This window comes from Klebsiella sp. C360, from assembly GCF_048822415.1.
Taxonomy (GTDB): domain Bacteria; phylum Pseudomonadota; class Gammaproteobacteria; order Enterobacterales; family Enterobacteriaceae; genus Klebsiella; species Klebsiella quasipneumoniae.
This window is the reverse complement of the sequence record NZ_JBMEZZ010000015.1, coordinates 83,191-104,526: the sequence shown is the minus strand read 5'-3', so window position 1 is coordinate 104,526 and position 21,336 is coordinate 83,191. Positions and strand designations below refer to the sequence as shown.

Below are 21,336 nucleotides of genomic sequence, written 5' to 3'. Positions count from 1 at the left end.
ACCGTAGGTTTTAGCCAGAACGGTAGTGATGGCAGCAGTCAGGGTAGTTTTACCATGGTCAACGTGGCCGATAGTACCAACGTTGACGTGCGGTTTTGTACGTTCAAATTTTTCTTTAGACACGGCTATATTCCTTACTATAGTGCTCTCCCCTTCGGAGAGAGCACGGGACTTAGGTTTTAATCCTGTGGATTATTTACCACGGGCTTCAATAACGGCCTGAGCAACGTTGTTCGGCGCATCATCATACTTCAGGAATTCCATGGTGTATGATGCACGACCTTTGGTCAGAGAACGCAGCTGAGTTGCATAACCGAACATTTCGGACAGCGGTACTTCAGCGTGGATCTTAACGCCGGTTACTTCGGATTCCTGACCGCGCAGCATACCGCGACGACGGCTCAAGTCACCGATAACGTCACCAGTGTTCTCTTCCGGAGTTTCTACTTCAACCTTCATGATCGGCTCAAGCAGAACTGGTTTTGCTTTCTTAAAGCCTTCTTTAAAGGCAATAGACGCAGCCAGTTTAAACGCCAGCTCAGAGGAGTCAACGTCGTGGTAAGAACCGAAGTGCAGACGGATACCCATATCAACTACCGGGTAACCTGCCAGCGGACCAGCTTTCAGCTGTTCCTGGATGCCTTTATCAACGGCCGGGATGTATTCGCCAGGAATTACACCACCTTTGATGTCGTTGATGAACTCGTAACCTTTCGGGTTAGAGCCCGGCTCCAGCGGGTACATGTCGATCACAACGTGACCGTACTGACCACGACCACCAGACTGCTTGGCGTGTTTACCTTCGATATCGGTAACTTTCGCGCGAATTGCTTCACGGTAAGCAACCTGAGGTTTACCGACGTTCGCTTCAACGTTGAATTCACGCTTCATACGGTCAACGATGATGTCGAGGTGCAGCTCACCCATACCGGCGATAATGGTCTGGTTAGACTCTTCGTCAGTCCATACGCGGAAAGACGGGTCTTCTTTAGCCAGACGACCCAGAGCCAGACCCATTTTTTCCTGGTCAGCTTTGGTTTTCGGCTCAACGGCGATGGAGATTACCGGCTCAGGGAATTCCATACGCTCCAGAATGATCGGCGCATCCGGGTCACACAGGGTGTCACCAGTAGTTACGTCTTTCAGACCGATTGCAGCAGCGATGTCGCCCGCGCGAACTTCTTTGATCTCTTCACGTTTGTTAGCGTGCATCTGTACGATACGACCGAAACGCTCACGTGCAGCTTTCACGGAGTTCAGTACGGTATCACCAGAGTTAACCACACCGGAGTACACGCGGAAGAAGGTCAGGTTGCCCACGAACGGGTCGGTAGCGATTTTGAACGCCAGTGCAGAGAACGGCTCGTCGTCGCTTGCGTGACGCTCAGCCGGAGTATCTTTACCGTCGTCCAGGATGCCGTTGATCGCCGGAACGTCAACCGGGGATGGCAGGTAGTCAACTACCGCATCCAGCATCGCCTGAACACCTTTGTTCTTGAACGCAGAACCACAGGTTACCAGGATGATTTCGTTGTTCAGAACGCGCTGACGCAGAGCTTTTTTGATCTCTTCTTCAGTCAGTTCTTCACCACCCAGGTATTTTTCCATCAGCTCTTCAGAAGCTTCAGCTGCGGACTCGATCAGGTTCTGGTGCCATTCGTCAGCCAGGTCCTGCATGTCAGCCGGGATATCTTCGTATTCGAAGGTTACGCCCTGGTCTGCATCGTTCCAGTTGATGGCTTTCATTTTCACCAGGTCAACAACGCCGGTGAAACCTTCTTCAGCACCAATTGCCAGCTGCAGCGGAACCGGGTTCGCGCCCAGACGGGTTTTGATCTGACCAACAACTTTCAGGAAGTTAGCGCCCATGCGGTCCATTTTGTTAACGAACGCGATGCGCGGAACTTTATATTTGTTTGCCTGACGCCATACGGTTTCAGACTGCGGCTGAACACCACCAACTGCGCAGTAAACCATTACCGCACCATCAAGAACACGCATGGAACGTTCTACTTCGATAGTGAAGTCAACGTGCCCCGGGGTGTCGATGATGTTTACACGGTGCGGTTCATACTGCTTAGCCATACCAGACCAGAATGCAGTAGTCGCAGCGGAAGTGATGGTGATACCACGTTCCTGCTCCTGCTCCATCCAGTCCATGGTAGCGGCGCCGTCATGAACTTCACCGATTTTGTGGTTTACACCGGTGTAGAACAGAATACGTTCGGTAGTAGTGGTTTTACCGGCGTCGATGTGCGCACTGATACCGATGTTACGGTAGCGTGCGATGGGTGTTGTACGAGCCATTTGATTCCTCGTTTATTTCTTTAGGCGTTCAGTTAAGTTATCCAGAGCGGGCGACTCATCTGAAGCGCCCGCCTGGTGACTATGACTCCGAAGGGATTACCAACGGTAGTGAGCGAACGCCTTGTTGGCTTCGGCCATACGGTGAACGTCTTCACGTTTCTTAACTGCAGTACCTTTGTTGTCTGCAGCATCAGTGAGTTCGTTCGCCAGGCGCAGAGCCATGGATTTATCACCGCGTTTACGAGCAGCTTCAACGATCCAACGCATTGCCAGGGCATTACGACGGACCGGACGAACTTCAACTGGAACCTGATAAGTAGAACCACCTACGCGGCGGGACTTAACTTCGACAGTCGGGCGCACGTTTTCGAGCGCAACTTCGAAGGCTTCCAGTTCAGATTTACCAGAACGCTGAGCCAGGGTCTCCAGCGCGCTGTATACGATAGTTTCTGCAGTAGATTTTTTACCATCTACCATCAGGATATTGACAAATTTAGCCAGCAGTTCTGATCCGAACTTCGGATCCGGCAGAATTTTACGCTGACCAATGACGCGACGACGTGGCATGGAAATACTCCGTTGTTAATTCAGGATTGTCCAAAACTCTAAGAGTTTAGTATGACATTAAGATAAATCAGTTTGGCCTTACTTAACGGAGAACCATTAAGCCTTAGGACGCTTCACGCCGTACTTGGAGCGAGCCTGCTTACGGTCTTTAACGCCGGAGCAGTCAAGCGCACCACGAACGGTGTGGTAACGAACACCCGGAAGGTCTTTAACACGACCGCCACGGATCAGGATCACGGAGTGCTCCTGCAGGTTGTGACCTTCACCACCGATGTAGGAGGTGACTTCGAAACCGTTAGTCAGACGCACACGGCAAACTTTACGCAGTGCGGAGTTCGGTTTCTTAGGAGTGGTGGTATATACGCGAGTACATACGCCACGTTTCTGCGGGCAGGCTTCCAGCGCTGGCACGTTGCTCTTTGCAACTTTGCGCGCGCGTGGTTTGCGTACCAGCTGGTTAATTGTTGCCATTAAATAGCTCCTGGTTTTAGCTTTTGCTTCGTAAACACGTAATAAATCGCCTCATATATTATGAGGACGCAGAATTTTAGGGCGGTGCCGAAAAGGTGTCAAGAAATATACAACGATCCCGCCATCACCAGGCCAACTGACCGGCATGTTTGACTGTGAGTCTGACGAAATCAGTATAGCTAACCCTGCCGACACTGTCCGCAATTTGACCAGTTAGCCCGCGGGCGTCAACGTCGTCTTGCAGCACGTAAAGGGTTATGGGGGCGGATTGCAGGATCTCAAGGAAGCGACCGCCGGCGATAGCCGCCGCGACGCCATCAGACAGCAGTAACAGATCGTCACCCTGCTCCATCAAGCGAAGCATTGCTGCGATATCGGCATGCCAGGGAGAAACACTGAGCGTATGGAGCATGGGGGCCTCAGAAACGCAAAATCACATCAAATTCATGCAGACGGGCGCGCAGGGCATCCGGCGCCAGGCATTCGACATCCACCACCCACGGGGTCGCGGGGTCCAGGCCGCGCTCTCGCGCCGACTCGGCGCACAGCCAGCACTGGTCGATATCATATAGCGACAGCAGTTTAAAAGTGGCGATGTAATCGCGGGCCAGCACAGCGCCAGGCCGCTGGGCGGGCAACAGCTGAAACACGCCGTCGCCCACGAAAAATACGCCAATCTCGTCGGTGAGGGCAGAGGTGGCTAATAAGGCGTCGAGGCCTTCCCTGCCGGCGGCGCTGCCGTGCGGCGCGGAGGAAAAAACGAAAGCCACACGTTTCATCAAAACTGTACCATCCGATCGCAAGTAAGCGCCGCTTCCGCCAGCGCGCCAAGTCCGCTCAACGTAAAACCCGGCTGCAGATTATGGCCAGGCAGAGCGAGCTGTTGCGCTTCGCGCTCGTCCGTTACGCCACGACGCAGGGCGGCCGCCACGCAGATATGCAGCGCGACGCCGTGCTCATCGTGGAGGGATTGCCACCCGCGCACCAGATCGAACTCATCGCTGGCGGGCGCCGTCAGCTGGTTAGCGTTAAGCACGCCTTCGCGATAGAAAAAAACGCACGCCAGCTCATGGCCTTCCTGCAGCACGGCCTGAGCAAATTGCCAGGCGCTGCTCGCCTGCTGCGTGCCATAGGCAGGGCCGGTCACCGTGAGGGCAAAACGCATTACTTATCCAGCCCCTGGAAATCGCCGCTTTTGAACTGGCGAATATAGAGGTAGACGGTGTGCTTGGAGATGTTCAGACGATCGGCCACCTGGTTAATGGCGTCTTTAATATCGAAGATCCCTTTCTCGTAGAGATTCAGCACGATTTGACGGTTTTTAGCATTGTTGGACACGCTGCGATCGGCATTCACCTCTTCGATGGTGAATTCCAGAGTCTGGGCGACCAGATCGTCAACCGAGGAAGCAAAGTTCACCGGCGAGTTAACCTCGGGCGTTTCTGGCGGAATAAAGGTGCTCATGATCTGGGAAAACGGCACATCCAGATTCATATTGATGCACAGCAGACCAATCACCCGGTGATCGCGGTTGCGGATGGCAATCGTCACCGACTTCATCAGGACGCCGCTTTTGGCGCGGGTAAAGTAGCATTTGGAAACGCTGCTATCGGCGCCCGTCATATCGTGCAGCATGCGCAGCGCAAGATCGGTAATCGGTGAACCGATTTGGCGGCCGGTATGTTCACCATTGGCGATACGGATGGCAGAGCATTTCAGATCCTGCAAAGAATGCAGCACGATTTCACAGTGCGAACCGATGAGCATCGCCAACCCGTCCACCACCGCTTCATAAGATTTAAGAATATCGAAATCGGTCTGGTCAAAGGGACGTTGATCCAGCAGGTCAAGCTCGCTGGTTTCGTTGGTTAAAAGCGACCTGGACATGAAAAAAAGCACTCCTTTTCAGGAGCCTGTCGTTATTGTCAGGGCAGGCTCATCATCATTATTAAGCTATCTAAAGTAATACAGCGCCTGAGGATCTTTCCAGTTTTAATTATATCTGCGCTCAATAAAAAAGCCGCCGTCTCTGACGAGACGGCGGCCTGAACCCGATTACTTCTTAGCGTCAGCTTTCGCGTCCGCGGCTTTCGCATCGCCAGCGGCTTCCGGCTGAGCATCTGCCTTCGGCGCCGGTTTGATATCCAGCAGCTCTACATCAAAGACCAGCGTAGAGTTGGCCGGGATGCCCGGGACGCCGGTTTTGCCGTAGGCCAGATCTGGCGGAATGACCAGCTTGATTTTGCCGCCTTTCTTGATGTTCTTCAGGCCTTCAGTCCAGCCCGGGATCACCCCGTCGAGACGGAAAGAGAGCGGCTCGCCGCGGGTATAAGAGTTATCAAACTCTTTGCCGTCGATCAGCGTACCTTTGTAGTTAACCACCACGGTGTCGCTGTCTTTCGGCGCATCGCCAGTGCCTTCTTTCTCGACTTTATACAGCAGGCCAGTTTTCGACGTTTTCACGCCCTTCTCTTTGGCAAAGCTGTCACGGAAAGCTTTACCTTTGGTTTCGTTCTCAGTGGCGTCTTTTTCCATTTTCTGCTGAGCCGCGGTCTTCACGCGCGTTTCAAAGGCCTGCAGAGTCTGTTCGATCTCCTGGTCGGACAGTTTGCTCTTATCGGCAAACGCGTCCTGTACGCCGGCGATCAGCTGGGCTTTATCCAGCTTAATGCCGAGTTTTTCTTGTTCTTTCAGGGAGTTTTCCATGTAACGCCCCAGGGACGCGCCCAGCGCATAGGCCGATTTCTGATCGTCATTTTTAAATGCCGATTTACTCTCAGCCGCCGGGGCTGCTTTCGCCGCGGTATCTGCAGCAAAGGTCAGCGGTGCATTCAGGGCGACGGCCATTGTGGTCGCCAGCAGCGTTACTTTAAACAGTGATTTCATCCATTTCTCCAGGGCCGGGGCCTCTCACCCCAGGGTTATCGTAAAAAGCAAAAAACGTACTATAGAACGTCGCCGTTAAAATCTACATACGGACGTTCCTGAATATCGCCTCTTTTAGGACTATTTTTGTATGAATAAGTTTCCTGTAGGACGCAGCGATGCTGCGCGCCGGGGGAAACTTAAGTAGAATCCGCCCGCAGGATCAGACTAAAGAGGTTACCCATGCACGATAGCACATTAGAAACGCGCCTTGCGGAGCTGGAAAGCCGGCTGGCGTTTCAGGAAATCACCATCGAAGACCTCAATAAAACCGTGACCGCCCACGAGATTGAGATGGCGAAGATGCGCGAGCATATGCGTCTGATGATCGAGAAGCTGAAGGCGACCCAACCCTCCCATATCGCCTCCCAGGCCGAAGAGACGCCGCCGCCGCATTATTGAGGCGTAAAAAAAGCGGGTCTCCCCGCTTTTTTGTCGTCTTCGTGCCAAAGCGCGAAGATTAGTGGCAACCGCAGCCACCGTGGCCGCCGCAGCCGCCTTTACCATGGTCGTGGCCATGATCGTGGTCGTGACCGTGACCGCCGCAGCAGCCATCGTGACCATGATCGTGGTCGTGATCATGACCATGCGCGCCGTGCACGTGACCGTGCTCCAGCTCTTCAGCGGTCGCTTCGCGGATGGCGACAACTTCCACATTGAACTTCAGGTTCTGGCCTGCCAGCATGTGGTTGCCATCAACCACAACGTGGTCGTCTTCAACTTCAGTAATCTCTACTGGTACCGGACCCTGATCGGTTTCCGCCAGGAAGCGCATGCCAACCTGCAGTTCATCAACGCCCATGAAGACGTCTTTCGGTACACGCTGCACCAGGTTTTCGTCATACTGACCGTAAGCGTCGTTAGCGCCAACGGCTACGTCAAATTTGTCGCCCACTTCGTGGCCATCCAGCGCGTTTTCCAGGCCGGAAATCAGGGAGCCGTGACCGTGCAGGTAATCCAGCGGCGCGCTTACCGGAGACTCATCAACCAACACACCGTCTTCTGTACGTACCTGATAGGCCAGGCTGACCACCAGGTCTTTTGCTACTTTCATGATATCTCCTGAGATGGGAAGAATAGTGGCGCAGATTGTAGCGGAATTCTGCTGCCGTGTACCCTTTAGCTTAAAAAAAGCCGACGGATAACGCTAGTCGGGATGAAAAATGCCAATTACCTGCTCCTCTTTGCGTACATGCTCACGGGCCTCTTTATCCGCCTCACGCATCTGATGACCGCACTTAACGCATTCAACAACATCGACATTATTCTCACGCCACATCGCCAGTGAATCCTGCGCCTGGCACGCCGGACATTTCGCCCCGGCAATAAAACGTTTACGTACTGCCATATGATTTACCTTTATTCAAACTCGTCCCAGCCGTCCAGCTGCCGGCTCTCTTTCTGCATTTCGCGCTGAAAAATCTCTTCCAGTTCGCGCCGGGCTTCCCGCACGCGTGATATCTGTACCGTATCAGTATGCACCGGCATTAACTCACGCAGCATTCGCATATCGAGGCGTCGGAAGTGCAGCTGCGCGCGCTGGGCCTGGTGAGGATGCATCCCGAGGGTGATGAGCGCTTTACGCCCCAGCTCCAGCGCGCTGGAGAAAGTCTCACGGGAAAACTGCGTCACGCCGGCCTGCAGAAGCTCATGCGCCTCGACGCGCCCGCGAGCGCGCGCCAGGATGTGCAGATGTGGAAAGTGTTGTTGACACATCTCCACCAGCCGCATGGTATCTTCCGGCTCATTACAGGTAATGACGATCGACTGCGCCTCCTCCGCCCCCGCCGAGCGCAGCAGCTCCAGCTGGGTGGCGTCGCCAAAATAGACTTTATAGCCATAGTTGCGCATCAGATTCACCGCGCTGATGTCTCGCTCCAGCACCGTAATACGCATCTTATTGGCCATCAGCAGGCGACCGATGACCTGGCCGAAACGGCCAAAGCCAACAATAATCACCTGCGGTTTATCGTCCTCTACCCACGGCGCCTCATCGGTATCCTCCGCTGGATTCAGGCGTCGCGACAGTATCTTATCGATCCCTTTCATCAGCAGCGGCGTGGTCATCATCGACAAGGTGACGGCCACCAGCAGCAGCGCCATCTGGTCGTGCTGGAACAACCGCTGAGAAGCGGGCAGCGAAAAGAGGACAAACGCGAACTCGCCGCCCTGGCTTAATACGCCCGCAAACTGCATACGCTCGGAACTCCGCAGGCCATAGAGACGGGCCAGCAGATAGAGCACCAGCATTTTTACCGCCACCAGCACCGCCACGCTCACTGCCACCCACAGCAGATGGGTGTACAGCACGCCAAGGTTCAGCGCCATACCGACCGAGATAAAGAACAACCCAAGCAGCAGCCCCTTGAACGGATCGATGGCGATCTCCAGTTCATGGCGATACTCACTTTCCGCCAGCAGCACGCCGGCGATAAAAGTACCCAGCGCCATCGACAGCCCCAGCGCCTCCATAAACAGGGCTGATCCAAGGACCAGCAGCAGCGTGGCGGCAGTGAACACTTCCCTGACCCCGGAGCTGGCGATAAAGCGGAACACCGGCCGCAGTAAATAGCGTCCGCCAATCAGCATCCCGGCAAACGCCAGGACCTTCATGCCGACCGTTAGCCAGTTCACATGCTCATCCGCGGAACCCGCCAGCAGAGGCACCAGCGCCAGCGCCGGGATCACCGCCAGATCCTGAAACAGCAGGACCGAAAAGCCTAACTGCCCTGATTCGCTGCGGCTCATTCCCTTCTCGCGCATCAGCTGCAGTGCCATCGCGGTAGAGGACATCGCCAGGCCGATCCCGCCAACCACCGCCGCCTGCCATGAAAATCCTGTCGTCATCAACAGACCGCCGAGGATCGCCGCGCTGAGCATCACCTGCGCCGCGCCAACGCCGAAGATGGAGCTTCGCAGCCGCCATAGCTTGGCGGGATTGAGTTCCAGGCCGATGATAAACATCAGAAACACCACGCCGAGTTCAGAGAAATGGAGAATTTCATCCACATCGCTGATAAACCCGAGCCCCCACGGACCTATGGCGATCCCGGCCAGCAGATAGCCCAGCACCGCGCCAATTCCCAGTCTTGAAGCCAGAGGGACGGCGATAACGGCCGCGAACAAAAACAGCACCCCCGCCAGCAGCAAATCAAATCCCGCCATGGACACCTCCGGCGGCAAGGGGGTTGGCCAGCCAGTCCCGATAGGCCAGGGCGCGGCTGCGCAGCTCCTCTGGCTGTTGCCGCCGGGCCCAGTAGACGATAATGGGGCTCATCCAGTGCATACGGCACATGCCGGCGGTCAGTTCAAAAGGACGTAAAATATCGTTCATCGGATAGCGATTCGCATCGCGACGGTAGGCGCTCTCAGGTTCGCCGGTGGTGATCACGCTGCGCCAGTACTTTCCCGCCAGTTCGTTCCCTCCGGCGCCGCTGGCGAAGCCGCGGCTTAAGACACGATCCAGCCACTCCTTGAGCAGCGCCGGACAGCTCCAGGTATATAAAGGATGCTGGAAAACGATCACCTCATGCTGGCGCAGCAGGTCCTGTTCGTGAGCAATATCGATAAAAAAATCCGGATAGTGCGCGTAGAGATCGTGCACGGTGACGTTTGGCAACTGTAAGGCCGGTTGTAATAAAACCCGGTTGGCCACGGAATCCTGAGATTCTGGGTGGGCATACAGCAGCAACACTTTCGCTGTCTGAGACATCATTCCCCTCCCGTAGGTCTTCTGGCGGCCTGCACAGCCCTGGCGTTTTGACACAGCCAGAATGACTTTGTGTATCGTCTTCGTTTTGGGCTACCATGGCGGCCCGGTGAAGCGATTCGCTTCCACACTACATTATCATAATGACAAATTAACATAGTCTGAACATACGGCGCCTTATGATTGTTTTCTCCTCGTTACAAATTCGTCGCGGCGTACGCGTCCTGCTGGACAACGCCACCGCTACCATCAACCCTGGCCAGAAGGTCGGTCTGGTGGGGAAAAACGGCTGCGGGAAATCGACGCTGCTATCGCTTTTGAAAAACGAGATAAGCGCTGACGGCGGCAGTATGACCTTTCCCGGCAACTGGCAGCTGGCCTGGGTGAATCAGGAAACCCCGGCCCTGCCGCAGCCGGCAATCGATTATGTCATTGACGGCGATCGCGAATATCGCCAGCTGGAAGCCGCGCTCCAGCAGGCTAACGAGCGCAACGACGGCCATGCCATCGCCACCGTCCACGGCAAGCTGGACGCCATCGACGCCTGGACCATCCGCTCCCGCGCCGCCAGCCTGCTGCACGGCCTGGGTTTCAGCAATGAACAGCTCGAGCGGCCGGTCAGCGATTTTTCCGGCGGCTGGCGTATGCGTCTTAACCTCGCGCAAGCGCTGATCTGCCGCTCCGATCTGCTGCTGCTCGATGAACCGACTAACCACCTCGACCTTGATGCGGTGATCTGGCTGGAGAAGTGGCTGAAGGGCTACACGGGGACGCTGATCCTGATCTCCCACGATCGCGATTTCCTCGATCCTATCGTCGACAAAATTATCCATATCGAACAGCAGACGATGTTTGAGTACACCGGCAACTACAGCTCGTTTGAAGTGCAGCGCGCCACCCGGCTCGCTCAGCAGCAGGCGATGTACGAAAGCCAGCAGCAGCGTGTCGCGCATCTGCAAAGCTATATCGATCGCTTCCGCGCTAAAGCCACCAAAGCCAAGCAGGCGCAGAGCCGTATTAAAATGCTGGAGCGGATGGAACTCATCGCCCCGGCGCACGTGGATAACCCGTTCCACTTCAGCTTCCGCCAGCCGGAGAGCCTGCCAAACCCGCTGCTGAAGATGGAGAAAGTCAGCGCCGGCTATGGCGAGCGTATTATCCTCGACTCCATTAAGCTCAATCTGGTGCCGGGGTCGCGTATCGGCCTGCTGGGCCGCAACGGCGCAGGGAAATCGACGCTGATTAAGCTGCTGGCTGGCGAACTCCAGCCCGTGAGCGGCGAGATCGGCCTCGCCAAAGGCATCAAGCTCGGCTACTTCGCCCAGCATCAGCTGGAGTTCCTGCGCGCCGATGAGTCGCCGCTGCAGCACCTGGCGCGCCTGGCGCCGCAGGAGCTGGAGCAGAAGCTGCGTGATTATCTTGGCGGCTTTGGTTTCCAGGGGGATAAGGTCAGCGAAGAGACCCGCCGCTTCTCCGGTGGAGAAAAGGCGCGTCTGGTGCTGGCCCTGATCGTCTGGCAGCGCCCTAACCTGCTGCTGCTCGACGAACCGACCAACCATCTCGACCTCGATATGCGTCAGGCCTTAACCGAAGCGCTGATCGACTTTGAAGGGGCGCTGGTGGTCGTATCGCACGATCGCCACCTGATCCGCTCCACCACCGACGATCTGTACCTTGTCCACGATGGCAAAGTCGAACCGTTCGACGGCGATCTGGACGATTATCAGCAGTGGCTCAGCGACTCGCAAAAACAGGAGTCCCAGAGCGGCGACGCGCCAAAAGAGAGCGGCAACAGCGCGCAAGCGCGCAAAGACCAGAAGCGTCGGGAAGCGGAGCTGCGCAGCCAGACCCAACCGCTGCGCAAAGAGATCGCCCGTCTGGAGAAAGAGATGGACAAGCTCAACGCGCAGCTGGCCAGTGCGGAAGAGAAACTTGGCGACAGCGAACTCTACGACGCCTCGCGGAAAGCGGAACTGACTGAATGCCTGCAGCAGCAGGCCAGCGCGAAATCCGGGCTGGAAGAGTGCGAAATGGCCTGGCTGGAGGCTCAAGAGCAGCTGGAGCGCATGCTTCAGGAAGGCTAACGCCGCCTCATCATTCTGCCTGCGACGGCGCGGGCAGAATGGGTTTCTGCCATTCCCATGCTCAGGCCATCAATGACATCAATGGTTTGTTTTCGGTGTCACCGGGCGTCATTGGCCACAAGACCACATATTGGCTAACTCCCGCGCGCCCTGCGCGGTATAGTCATCATCACGTTTATTAATTATTCTGGTGCTATGGTTGAAATCATCCCCACAGACATGACGCCCCCCGAAAACGATTCGCGTGAGTTCCATCCCATGCGCGGCGTGGGCAATCGTCATCTGCAAACCATGCTGCCGCGGCTGATCCGCCGTAAATTGCGCTTTACCCCGCACTGGCAGCGCCTTGAGCTGCCGGACGGCGATTTTGTCGATCTCGCCTGGAGCGAAGACCCGCACCAGGCGCGCCACAAGCCGCGCCTGGTCGTCTTTCATGGTCTGGAAGGGAGTCTGCACAGCCCGTATGCCCATGGCCTGATCCACGCGGCGATGCAGCGCGGCTGGCTGGGCGTGGTCATGCACTTTCGCGGCTGCAGCGGCGAACCTAACCGCAATCACCGCATCTATCACTCCGGCGAAACGGAAGATGGCACCTGGTTTCTCCACTGGCTGCAGCGCGAGTTTGGCCCCGCGCCGACCGCCGCCGTCGGCTATTCGCTGGGCGGCAACATGCTGGGCTGCCTGCTGGCAGAAGAAGGCGACCGCTGCCCGCTGGATGCGGCGGTGATCGTTTCCGCGCCTTTCATGCTGGAAGCCTGCAGCTATCATATGGATAAGGGCTTCTCGCGAGTTTATCAGCGCTATCTGCTCAATCTGTTAAAAGCCAACGCCTCACGTAAGCTGAAAGCGTATCCTGGCTCGCTGCCCGTCGATTTACGCCAGCTCAAAGGGATGCGCCGCATCCGGGAATTTGACGATATGATCACCGCCAAAATCCATGGCTTCGCCGATGCGCTGGATTATTACCGGCAATGCAGCGCCATGCCGCGGCTCAGCGATATCACTAAGCCGACGCTCATCATCCATGCGAAAGACGACCCGTTTATGGACCACCACTCCATTCCCCCGCAGGAGCAACTGCCGGCGAACGTTGAGTATCAATTGACTGAACAAGGCGGCCACGTCGGCTTCGTCGGCGGCACCCTGCGTAAACCGGAGATGTGGCTGGAAAGACGTATTCCCGACTGGTTAAACCGCTGGCTGGAGGTTCCCGTATGATTATTCCCTGGCAGGATCTGGATCCCGAAACGCTGGATAACCTGATTGAAAGCTTTGTGTTACGCGAAGGCACCGATTATGGTGAACATGAACGTTCACTTGCCGATAAAGTCGCCGATGTAAAACAGCAGCTGAAACGCGGAGAGGCGGTCCTCGTGTGGTCGGAACTGCATGAGACGGTCAATATTATGCCGCGCGCCCTGTTTAACGGCTAAGGCGACGCCACTACATCGTTTAACCAGGGAGTTGTTATGTCTGCCAAACATCCGGTGATCGCCGTCACGGGCTCCAGCGGCGCGGGCACTACCACCACCAGCCTCGCCTTTCGCAAAATCTTCGCGCAGCTAAATCTGCACGCCGCGGAGGTGGAAGGCGACAGCTTTCATCGCTACACCCGCCCGGAAATGGACATGGCGATCCGCAAAGCGCGGGATCAGGGCAAACATATCAGCTACTTTGGGCCGGAGGCGAACGACTTCGGCCTGCTGGAGCAGACCTTTGTCGACTATGGCCGCCATGGCAAAGGCCAGTCGCGTAAATACCTGCACACCTATGACGAAGCCGTGCCGTGGAATCAGGTGCCGGGAACCTTCACCCCATGGCAGCCGCTGCCGGAGCCGACGGACGTGCTGTTCTATGAGGGGCTGCACGGCGGGGTTGTCACGCCGCAGCATGATGTCGCCAGCCATGTCGACCTGCTGGTCGGGGTCGTGCCTATCGTTAACCTGGAGTGGATCCAGAAACTCATTCGCGACACCAGCGAACGCGGCCACTCCCGGGAGGCGGTGATGGACTCCGTCGTCCGATCGATGGAAGATTACATTAACTTCATCACCCCGCAGTTTTCCCGCACCCACATCAACTTCCAGCGCGTGCCGACGGTGGACACCTCCAACCCGTTTGCCGCGAAAGCGATCCCCTCTCTGGACGAGAGCTTTGTGGTGATCCATTTCCGCAATCTGCAGAACATCGACTTCCCCTGGCTGCTGGCGATGCTACAGGGCTCGTTTATTTCGCACATGAACACCCTGGTGGTGCCGGGCGGTAAAATGGGGCTGGCGATGGAGCTTATTATGGCGCCGCTGGTCGAGCGTCTGATGGAAGGCCGAAAGATCGGCTAACAGAAAAAACCCCGGCCAGGCCGGGGTTGAGATCATTCACATCAGCAGGCGAAGACTACGCCTCGATCACTTCATAGGAGTGGGTGATCTTCACCGCTTTTTCCAGCATCAGCGCCACCGAGCAGTATTTCTCTGCCGACAGATCCACCGCGCGGGAGACTGCGGCATCTTTCAGCGCCTTACCGGTGACGATAAAGTGCAGATTAATATGCGTGAACAGGCGCGGCGCCTCTTCCCGACGCTCAGAGGTCAGCTTCACTTCGCAGTTGGTCACGTCGTGACGCCCTTTTTGCAAAATAGAGACCACATCGATCGCACTGCAACCGCCCGCCGCCATCAGCACCATCTCCATCGGGCTGGGCGCCTTATCTCCGGAGTTGCCATCCATCAGAATCTGGTGTCCTGACGCGGACTCCCCGATAAAGGTTAACCCTTCAACCCATTTCACACGCGCTTGCATAAAATTTAACTCCAGTATCGCAATATTCCTGTCAGATTACGCGCACATAACAATTCTCGCAACGGAAGGCGACCTGCGTCATGCTGAAGCGAGACACCAGGAGACATGCGGCGAAAGCTATGCTAAAACAGTCTGGATGCTACAGTAATACATTGATGTACTGCATGTATGCAGAGGAGTTCACATTACAGGCTGTCGAAAAATCATCAGCCAGCTTCCCAGGTATAGGGAAACAATACGATTGCATGCCCGGACGCCGTGTAGTGTCGGCGCCCGGAGATAGCTTATAACAGAGGATAACCGCGCATGGTGCTTGGCAAACCGCAAACAGACCCTACCCTTGAATGGTTCTTGTCTCATTGCCACATTCATAAGTACCCATCAAAGAGCACGCTGATCCACCAGGGTGAGAAAGCAGAAACGCTGTACTACATCGTTAAAGGCTCCGTGGCTGTACTCATCAAGGATGAAGAAGGTAAAGAGATGATCCTCTCCTACCTCAACCAGGGCGATTTCATCGGTGAATTAGGCCTGTTTGAAGAGGGTCAGGAGCGTAGCGCCTGGGTACGGGCGAAAACCGCATGTGAAGTGGCCGAGATCTCTTATAAGAAATTCCGTCAGCTGATCCAGGTGAACCCGGACATTCTGATGCGTCTCTCTTCGCAAATGGCTCGCCGTCTGCAGGTGACGTCTGAGAAAGTGGGCAACCTCGCCTTCCTCGACGTGACGGGCCGTATCGCCCAGACGCTGCTGAACCTGGCGAAGCAACCCGATGCCATGACCCACCCGGACGGTATGCAAATTAAAATTACCCGTCAGGAAATTGGTCAGATCGTCGGCTGCTCTCGTGAAACCGTTGGCCGTATTTTGAAAATGCTGGAAGATCAGAACCTGATTTCCGCCCACGGTAAAACTATCGTCGTCTACGGCACCCGTTAAGTTGCTAAGCGGCGTATTGCTCCTGCAGTACGCCGTTTTTGTTTTTCCCTCATGTGGCGCAGGCTGATTTACCACCCGGAAGTCAACTATGCACTGCGGCAAACGCTGGTGCTGTGTCTGCCTGTGGCCATCGGTCTTCTGCTCGGCCATCTCCAGCAGGGACTCCTGTTTTCCTTAGTTCCCGCCTGCTGCAACATCGCCGGTCTCGACACTCCGCATAAGCGCTTTTTTAAGCGTCTGATTATCGGCGGCTGTCTGTTTGCCGGATGCAGCCTGGTGGTGCAGCTGCTGCTCGCCCAGACGATACCTTTGCCGCTTATTCTCAGCGGCCTGGCGCTATTGCTCGGCGTCACCGCGGAAATCAGTTCGCTGCACGCGCGCCTGCTGCCCGCGTCGCTGATCGCCGCCATCTTTACCCTGAGCCTGGCGGGCAATATGCCCGTCTGGGAGCCGCTGCTGATCTACGCCTTCGGCACGCTATGGTACGGCGTGTTTAACTGGTTCTGGTTCTGGCTGTGGCGCGAACAGCCGCTGCGGGAGTCGCTCAGTCTGCTCTACCGGGAACTGGCCAATTATTGCGAAGCCAAATATAGCCTGTTGACCCAGCATACCGATCCCTCGACCGCCCTGCCGCCGCTGCTCATCCGCCAGCAGAAGGTGGTCGATTTAATCACCCAATGCTATCAGCAGATGCATATGCTGGCCGCCAACCAACGTAACGACCACAAACGTCTTCTGCGAGCGTTCCAGATGGGGCTGGATCTACAGGAGCATATTTCGGTCAGCCTGCATCAGCCGGAAGAGGTGCAAAAGCTGGTTGAGCGCAGCCATGCCGAAGCGGTGATCCGCTGGAACGCGCAGACCGTCGCCGCCCGCCTGCGGGTGCTGGCGGATGACATGCTCTATCATCGTTTTCCGCAGCGTTTCCAGATGGATAAACAGATCGGCGCCCTGGAAAAGATCGCCCGCCAGCATCCGGATAACCCGGTCGGCCACTTCTGCGCCTGGCACTTCAGCCGCATCGCCCGGGTGCTGCATACCCAGCGCCCACTGTATGCCCGGGATCTGATGGCTGACAAAGAGCGTCGTTTACCGCTGTTTCCCGCGCTAAAGAACTATCTGTCGCTGAAGTCGCCCGCGCTGCGCAACGCCGCCCGCATCAGCGTGATGCTGAGCATCGCCAGCCTGATGGGCAACGCCCTGCATTTGCCGAAGCCCTACTGGATCCTGATGACCGTCCTCTTCGTGACACAGAACGGCTATGGCGCCACGCGGGTACGTATTGTCCACCGGGCGGCGGGGACGCTCGCCGGCCTGATCATCGCCGGGCTGACCTTGCACTTTCACGTTCCGGAGAGCTATACCCTGAGCGGGATGCTGCTGATCACCCTGCTCAGCTATCTGATTATCCGCAAACACTATGGCTGGGCGATGGTGGGGTTTACGGTGACGGCGGTATATACCCTGCAGCTGCTGACGCTCAACGGCGAACAGTTTATTATCGCCCGGCTGATCGATACGCTGATCGGCTGCCTGATCGCCTTCGGCGGGATGGTCTGGCTGTGGCCGCAGTGGCAGAGCGGCCTGCTGAAAAAAAACGCCCACGATGCGCTGGAGGCCGACCAGCAGGCGATTCGCCTGATCCTCAGCCCCGACCCCAAAGCGCCCGCGCTGGCCTACCAGCGCATGCGCGTCAATCAGGCGCACAACGCGCTCTACAACTCCCTGAATCAGGCGATGCAGGAGCCCGGGTTTAATACCCACTACCTGGAAGATATGAAGCTATGGGTGACGCACAGCCAGTTTATCGTCGAACACATCAACGCCATGACCACTTTGGCCCGGGAGCATACGATGCTCACCCCGGATCTTGCCCAGCGCTATCTCGAATCCTGTGAGATTGCCCTGCAGCGCTGTCAGCAGCGGCTGGACAGCGATGGCCCCGGCAGCGCAGGGGATGTCAATATTATGGAGTCACCGGAAAGCGAGGTGCCGATCGGTCCGTTAAGCACCCTGGAGCAGCATCTGCAACGCATTCTGGGCCATCTGAACACCATGCACACCATTTCGTCAGTGGCATGGCGTCAGCGGCCGCATCACGGCATCTGGCTGCGGAAGATCAGCCGTTAATCACCTTTGCCACTGCCTGGGCAAAGCGCGCCATCCCCTCGGCAATATCCTGCTCTTCGATGATCAGCGAGGGAACAAAACGCATCACGTCCGGCCCGGCGTTAAGCACCATGACGCCGGCTTCCGCAGCGGCATAGAGAAAATCACGCGCGCGGCCCTTGTGCTGCGGCTTGAGTTCGGCGCCAATCAGCAGGCCCATCCCGCGAATATCACTGAACAGATCAAACTCGGCATCCAGCTGCTGCAGGTGTTTGACGAACAGTTCGCGTTTGGCGTTCACGCCATCCAGCACCGCCGGGGTATTGATCAGATCGAAAGCGGCGTTGGCGACCGCGCAGGCCAGCGGGTTGCCGCCGTAGGTTGAGCCATGGGAACCCGCATGGAAGGCGCTGGCGATCTCGTGGGTGGTCAACATGGCGCTGACCGGGAAACCGCCGCCCAGCGCTTTGGCGCTGGTGAGAATATCCGGGGTTACGCCATAGTGCATATAGGCAAACAGCGAGCCGGTACGCCCCATTCCGCACTGCACTTCATCAAAGACTAACAGCGCCTGGTGTTGATCGCACAGTTCGCGCAGCCCCTGCAGGAACGCCGGCGTCGCTGCCGTCACGCCGCCTTCGCCCTGAATCGGCTCCACCACCACCGCGCAGGTGTGGTCATCCATCACCGCTTTTACCGCCTGCAGGTCGTTGAAGGGAACATGGACAATATCCGCCGGTTTCGGGCCGAAACCATCGGAGTACTTCGGCTGCCCGCCGACGGAGACGGTAAACAGGGAGCGACCATGAAAGGCATTATGGAAAGCGATGATTTTGGTTTTGTACGGGCTATGGCGGGTCACCGCATAGTGACGCGCCAGCTTAAAGGCCGTTTCATTGGCTTCGGTACCGGAGTTCATAAACACCACTCGCTCGGCGAAGGTGGCATCGACAAGTTTACGTCCCAGGCGCAGCGCTGGCTCATTGGTAAAGACGTTGCTGGTATGCCACAGCGTTTCGCCCTGCTCGTGGAGCGCCGCCACCAGCGCCGGGTGGCAATGGCCGAGCGCCGTCACCGCGATACCGCCGGCGAAATCAACATACTCTTTGCCCTGCTGATCCCAGACGCGGCTGCCTTTTCCCTTTACCGGGATGAATTCTGCCGGTGCATAAATTGGCAAAATAACTTCATCGAATGTGGCGCGGGTGATTGCCGGTTGTTCAGTTGCCATGTCTTGCCCATCCCTCTTCGTTATGCAGATGCGATTATGATAATCTAATCACAAAATATGCATAAAAAATCAGTCAATGGCAACCGAAATCACCGCTTAATAAAGTTCGCCAGCAATTGATGGCCCTGTTCGCTGAGGATGCTTTCCGGATGGAACTGCACACCCTCGAGATCCCAGTCGCGATGACGGATCCCCATAATCTCACCGCTGGCGCTGCGGGCGGTGACGATAAACTCAGGCGGCAGCGTCGGCGGGTCAATCACCAGCGAATGATAGCGGGTCACCGTCAAAGGATTATTCAGCCCCAGAAACACCCCTTCGCCGTTATGCTCGATAAGCGAGGTTTTTCCATGCATCACCTGCGCCGCCCGCACAATGGTCGCGCCAAACGCCTGGGCTATCGCCTGATGCCCGAGGCAGACGCCCAGCAGCGGCGTTTTCCCTGCATAGTGACGGATTACCGCGAGGGAAATCCCCGCTTCATCCGGCGTACAGGGACCAGGCGAAATCACTATCTTCTCCGGCGCCAGCGACGCTATCTCCTCCAGCGTCAACGCATCGTTGCGCCTGACCAGCACTTCCGCCCCCAGTTCGCAAAAGTACTGATACAGATTCCAGGTGAAAGAGTCATAGTTATCGATAAGCAGGATCATAGCGGCTCCGGAACAATCAAACCGGGCTATTCTACTCAGATTCCCGCGCTTCGCTTACCACTTTGCGAAAGATCGCCGCCAGCGGGTCCGGATCGCCCATCGCGCCCTGCTGACAGGCGGTGCTCCAGGCGGCAGGATCGACGTCACGCCAGTCAAGAAGGTAGCCGGCATGTATCGCCAGCTGTTCAAAGAAAATGCGCTGGGTCAGGCCATTGCCGAGACGAAAAGGGTGCAGCACATTAATTTCACCATAGAACCAGCTCAGGCGTTCGATAAAGGTATCCCGCGGCAGACCGCAGAGATAATCCTCCTGCTCCAGAGCCTGCATCAGGGCATTCCCCTCCTCTTCGATGCGGGCAAAGTGGCAGAACGGCGTATCGCCCAGGTAGAGGTTCACTTCACGCAGCCTACCCGCCCAGTCAAACAGATCCTGATACAGCTGATGATGAATAGCGCACAGATAGGGTAAGCCGCGCACCCGCGGGCCCAGCGGCAGGGTGGCCGCCCGCAGGGACGTCATCTCCAGGGCAGCCTGCTGCAGCGTTTTAGCCTGGCGGATGCCGAGGCGGTTGCGCAGGACGTTCAGCGCCGGATAGAGGTAAGGATCGCGTTCATCGCCAAATTTATCGCTCATACTCCCTCCGCAGCGTCGCGAGGCGAGCCTGCGCCTCCTCGGCAGTCAGCGTAACCAGCGGCACCGATACGCCTTCGAGGCGACGGCTGGCCTGAAAATTGCTATTACGTGTCTGTTCCCAGAGCCGGGATTTTTGCTTATCGGTGAGTGGACGCATCGTCGCCCCCCTTATCGTCCCCTGTGTGCCACAAGTATAAGCAGCAATTACAGGTTATGCCGGGAGGCAACCGGGCGCGGCGATAAACCACCGCGCCGCGGGAGGATTAGGGCAGCACTTTCGCAGAGAGGATAACAACCGGTTTAGTCGGCACATTCTGGTATGGGCCGACGTTATGGGTCTGGACCTGGGAGATCTTATCCGCAACGTCCATGCCTTTGACTACCTTGCCAAACACCGCATAGCCAAAATCGCGCTGGCCATGGTCGAGGAAGGCGTTATCCGCCACGTTGATGAAGAACTGGCTGGTGGCGCTATCCTGATCGGCGGTACGCGCCATCGCGATGGTGCCGCGGGTGTTGCGCAGGCCGTTGTCTGCTTCATTCTTGATCGGCGGGTTAGGCTGTTTCTGCTGCATCTGCTCGTTAAAGCCGCCGCCCTGCACCATGAACCCCGGGATCACGCGGTGGAAGGTGGTGTTGTTGTAGAAGCCGCTGTTAACGTACTTCAGGAAGTTATCCACGGAAATCGGGGCTTTCTGGCTGTTTAACTCAAGCTCAATGTTACCTGCCGAGGTGGTCAGCAGCACATGCGGATCGCCCTTTGCCGCCATGGCCGGGGAGAAAGCTGAAATGGCGAAAACGGCAGCCATCGCCGCCAGTGTTGATTTGAGCATGGAAATTCCTTAACGGAGCAGAATAAAAGCGAGTGCCTTGATTCTAAAGAGCCTTTGCATCCTGGGCCAGCCTTT

Annotated in this window: 26 protein-coding genes; 7 read left to right on the top strand and 19 right to left on the bottom strand. The window is 56.7% G+C overall.

Annotation, left to right across the window (positions count from 1 at the left end):
- The 9 genes from ACOI7D_RS24925 to fkpA form a co-directional block, all read right to left on the bottom strand.
- Positions 1 to 123, bottom strand: a 123-nt coding sequence (locus ACOI7D_RS24925; RefSeq protein WP_004202223.1) for a GTP-binding protein, incomplete at its 3' end; no start/stop codon positions are given.
- 69 nt (positions 124 to 192) lie between these two features.
- Entirely contained in the window at positions 193 to 2,307 is a 2,115-nt protein-coding gene (gene fusA / locus ACOI7D_RS24920) for an elongation factor G (RefSeq protein WP_004202222.1), read from the bottom strand.
- A 96-nt stretch (positions 2,308 to 2,403) separates the two neighbouring features.
- A complete protein-coding gene (gene rpsG, locus ACOI7D_RS24915; RefSeq protein ID WP_002920113.1) occupies positions 2,404 to 2,874 on the bottom strand; it encodes a 30S ribosomal protein S7 in 471 nt (156 codons plus the stop codon).
- Between the two features lie 96 nt (positions 2,875 to 2,970).
- Entirely contained in the window at positions 2,971 to 3,345 is a 375-nt protein-coding gene (gene rpsL, locus ACOI7D_RS24910) for a 30S ribosomal protein S12 (RefSeq protein WP_002920115.1), read from the bottom strand.
- Positions 3,346 to 3,469: 124 nt separating this feature from the next.
- Positions 3,470 to 3,757: a sulfurtransferase complex subunit TusB gene (gene tusB / locus ACOI7D_RS24905; protein ID WP_004202221.1), complete on the bottom strand. Its 288-nt coding sequence runs from the start codon at positions 3,755 to 3,757 to the stop codon at positions 3,470 to 3,472.
- A gap of 7 nt (positions 3,758 to 3,764) precedes the next feature.
- Positions 3,765 to 4,124 (bottom strand): sulfurtransferase complex subunit TusC, encoded by a 360-nt coding sequence (gene tusC, locus ACOI7D_RS24900; protein WP_032454214.1) that lies wholly within the window; start codon positions 4,122 to 4,124, stop codon positions 3,765 to 3,767.
- Positions 4,124 to 4,510 carry a sulfurtransferase complex subunit TusD gene (tusD, locus tag ACOI7D_RS24895; protein ID WP_002920128.1) on the bottom strand — a complete coding sequence of 129 codons (387 nt, stop codon included), beginning with the start codon at positions 4,508 to 4,510 and terminating at the stop codon, positions 4,124 to 4,126. Before tusD ends, tusC begins: the two co-directional genes overlap by 1 nt.
- Positions 4,510 to 5,232, bottom strand: coding sequence for a helix-turn-helix transcriptional regulator (locus ACOI7D_RS24890; RefSeq protein ID WP_002920130.1), 723 nt, complete (start codon positions 5,230 to 5,232; stop codon positions 4,510 to 4,512). Before ACOI7D_RS24890 ends, tusD begins: the two co-directional genes overlap by 1 nt.
- A gap of 168 nt (positions 5,233 to 5,400) precedes the next feature.
- On the bottom strand, positions 5,401 to 6,231 hold the full coding sequence (gene fkpA / locus ACOI7D_RS24885; protein ID WP_004202215.1) for an FKBP-type peptidyl-prolyl cis-trans isomerase: 831 nt from the start codon (positions 6,229 to 6,231) through the stop codon (positions 5,401 to 5,403).
- A 222-nt stretch (positions 6,232 to 6,453) separates the two neighbouring features.
- Between fkpA and ACOI7D_RS24880 the strand changes: the two genes are divergently transcribed.
- Positions 6,454 to 6,672 carry a protein SlyX gene (locus tag ACOI7D_RS24880; protein WP_002920136.1) on the top strand — a complete coding sequence of 73 codons (219 nt, stop codon included), beginning with the start codon at positions 6,454 to 6,456 and terminating at the stop codon, positions 6,670 to 6,672.
- Positions 6,673 to 6,730: 58 nt separating this feature from the next.
- On the opposite strand, the gene slyD is transcribed toward ACOI7D_RS24880, so the two are convergent.
- The 4 genes from slyD to kefG all read right to left on the bottom strand — a co-directional run bounded on the left by slyD (position 6,731) and on the right by kefG (position 9,985).
- Positions 6,731 to 7,324, bottom strand: a complete 594-nt coding sequence (slyD, locus tag ACOI7D_RS24875) for a peptidylprolyl isomerase (RefSeq protein WP_004202213.1) — start codon at positions 7,322 to 7,324, stop codon at positions 6,731 to 6,733.
- A gap of 93 nt (positions 7,325 to 7,417) precedes the next feature.
- Positions 7,418 to 7,618 (bottom strand): YheV family putative zinc ribbon protein, encoded by a 201-nt coding sequence (locus tag ACOI7D_RS24870; RefSeq protein ID WP_002920143.1) that lies wholly within the window; start codon positions 7,616 to 7,618, stop codon positions 7,418 to 7,420.
- A gap of 11 nt (positions 7,619 to 7,629) precedes the next feature.
- Positions 7,630 to 9,435 carry a glutathione-regulated potassium-efflux system protein KefB gene (kefB, locus tag ACOI7D_RS24865; protein ID WP_004202210.1) on the bottom strand — a complete coding sequence of 602 codons (1,806 nt, stop codon included), beginning with the start codon at positions 9,433 to 9,435 and terminating at the stop codon, positions 7,630 to 7,632.
- On the bottom strand, positions 9,422 to 9,985 hold the full coding sequence (gene kefG / locus ACOI7D_RS24860; protein WP_004202208.1) for a glutathione-regulated potassium-efflux system ancillary protein KefG: 564 nt from the start codon (positions 9,983 to 9,985) through the stop codon (positions 9,422 to 9,424). The genes kefB and kefG overlap by 14 nt, the downstream gene beginning before the upstream one ends.
- A gap of 173 nt (positions 9,986 to 10,158) precedes the next feature.
- On the opposite strand from kefG, the gene ACOI7D_RS24855 reads away from it, so the two are divergent.
- The 4 genes from ACOI7D_RS24855 to ACOI7D_RS24840 all read left to right on the top strand — a co-directional run bounded on the left by ACOI7D_RS24855 (position 10,159) and on the right by ACOI7D_RS24840 (position 14,402).
- A complete protein-coding gene (locus ACOI7D_RS24855; protein ID WP_023291178.1) occupies positions 10,159 to 12,063 on the top strand; it encodes an ABC transporter ATP-binding protein in 1,905 nt (634 codons plus the stop codon).
- Positions 12,064 to 12,282: 219 nt separating this feature from the next.
- Complete coding sequence (locus ACOI7D_RS24850; protein ID WP_072096663.1) at positions 12,283 to 13,281, top strand: hydrolase; 999 nt, start codon at positions 12,283 to 12,285, stop codon at positions 13,279 to 13,281.
- Positions 13,278 to 13,496 (top strand): YheU family protein, encoded by a 219-nt coding sequence (locus ACOI7D_RS24845; RefSeq protein ID WP_002920151.1) that lies wholly within the window; start codon positions 13,278 to 13,280, stop codon positions 13,494 to 13,496. Before ACOI7D_RS24850 ends, ACOI7D_RS24845 begins: the two co-directional genes overlap by 4 nt.
- A gap of 36 nt (positions 13,497 to 13,532) precedes the next feature.
- Complete coding sequence (locus ACOI7D_RS24840; protein ID WP_004202201.1) at positions 13,533 to 14,402, top strand: phosphoribulokinase; 870 nt, start codon at positions 13,533 to 13,535, stop codon at positions 14,400 to 14,402.
- Between the two features lie 55 nt (positions 14,403 to 14,457).
- Here the strand turns inward: ACOI7D_RS24840 and ACOI7D_RS24835 are convergent, their stop codons facing one another.
- Positions 14,458 to 14,862 carry an OsmC family protein gene (locus tag ACOI7D_RS24835; RefSeq protein ID WP_023291180.1) on the bottom strand — a complete coding sequence of 135 codons (405 nt, stop codon included), beginning with the start codon at positions 14,860 to 14,862 and terminating at the stop codon, positions 14,458 to 14,460.
- Positions 14,863 to 15,168: 306 nt separating this feature from the next.
- Here ACOI7D_RS24835 and crp point away from each other — a divergent pair, with 306 nt between their 5' ends.
- Complete coding sequence (gene crp, locus ACOI7D_RS24830; protein WP_000242758.1) at positions 15,169 to 15,801, top strand: cAMP-activated global transcriptional regulator CRP; 633 nt, start codon at positions 15,169 to 15,171, stop codon at positions 15,799 to 15,801.
- A 51-nt stretch (positions 15,802 to 15,852) separates the two neighbouring features.
- A complete protein-coding gene (locus tag ACOI7D_RS24825) occupies positions 15,853 to 17,931 on the top strand; it encodes a YccS/YhfK family putative transporter (protein WP_023291181.1) in 2,079 nt (692 codons plus the stop codon).
- Here the strand turns inward: ACOI7D_RS24825 and argD are convergent.
- The 5 genes from argD to ppiA all read right to left on the bottom strand — a co-directional run bounded on the left by argD (position 17,921) and on the right by ppiA (position 21,261).
- Positions 17,921 to 19,141, bottom strand: a complete 1,221-nt coding sequence (gene argD / locus ACOI7D_RS24820) for a bifunctional acetylornithine/succinyldiaminopimelate transaminase (RefSeq protein ID WP_032454216.1) — start codon at positions 19,139 to 19,141, stop codon at positions 17,921 to 17,923. The genes ACOI7D_RS24825 and argD overlap by 11 nt on opposite strands.
- An 89-nt stretch (positions 19,142 to 19,230) precedes the next feature.
- Positions 19,231 to 19,794 (bottom strand): aminodeoxychorismate synthase component 2, encoded by a 564-nt coding sequence (pabA, locus tag ACOI7D_RS24815; protein WP_023291183.1) that lies wholly within the window; start codon positions 19,792 to 19,794, stop codon positions 19,231 to 19,233.
- Positions 19,795 to 19,825: 31 nt separating this feature from the next.
- The gene (locus ACOI7D_RS24810) at positions 19,826 to 20,428 is read right to left on the bottom strand and encodes a putative adenosine monophosphate-protein transferase Fic (RefSeq protein WP_032454217.1); all 603 of its coding nucleotides are present in this window, start codon (positions 20,426 to 20,428) and stop codon (positions 19,826 to 19,828) included.
- Positions 20,418 to 20,585, bottom strand: coding sequence for a YhfG family protein (locus ACOI7D_RS24805; protein ID WP_004202194.1), 168 nt, complete (start codon positions 20,583 to 20,585; stop codon positions 20,418 to 20,420). The genes ACOI7D_RS24810 and ACOI7D_RS24805 overlap by 11 nt, the downstream gene beginning before the upstream one ends.
- Positions 20,586 to 20,691: 106 nt before the next feature.
- Positions 20,692 to 21,261, bottom strand: coding sequence for a peptidylprolyl isomerase A (gene ppiA, locus ACOI7D_RS24800; protein WP_002920238.1), 570 nt, complete (start codon positions 21,259 to 21,261; stop codon positions 20,692 to 20,694).
- Between the last annotated feature and the right edge of the window lie 75 nt (positions 21,262 to 21,336).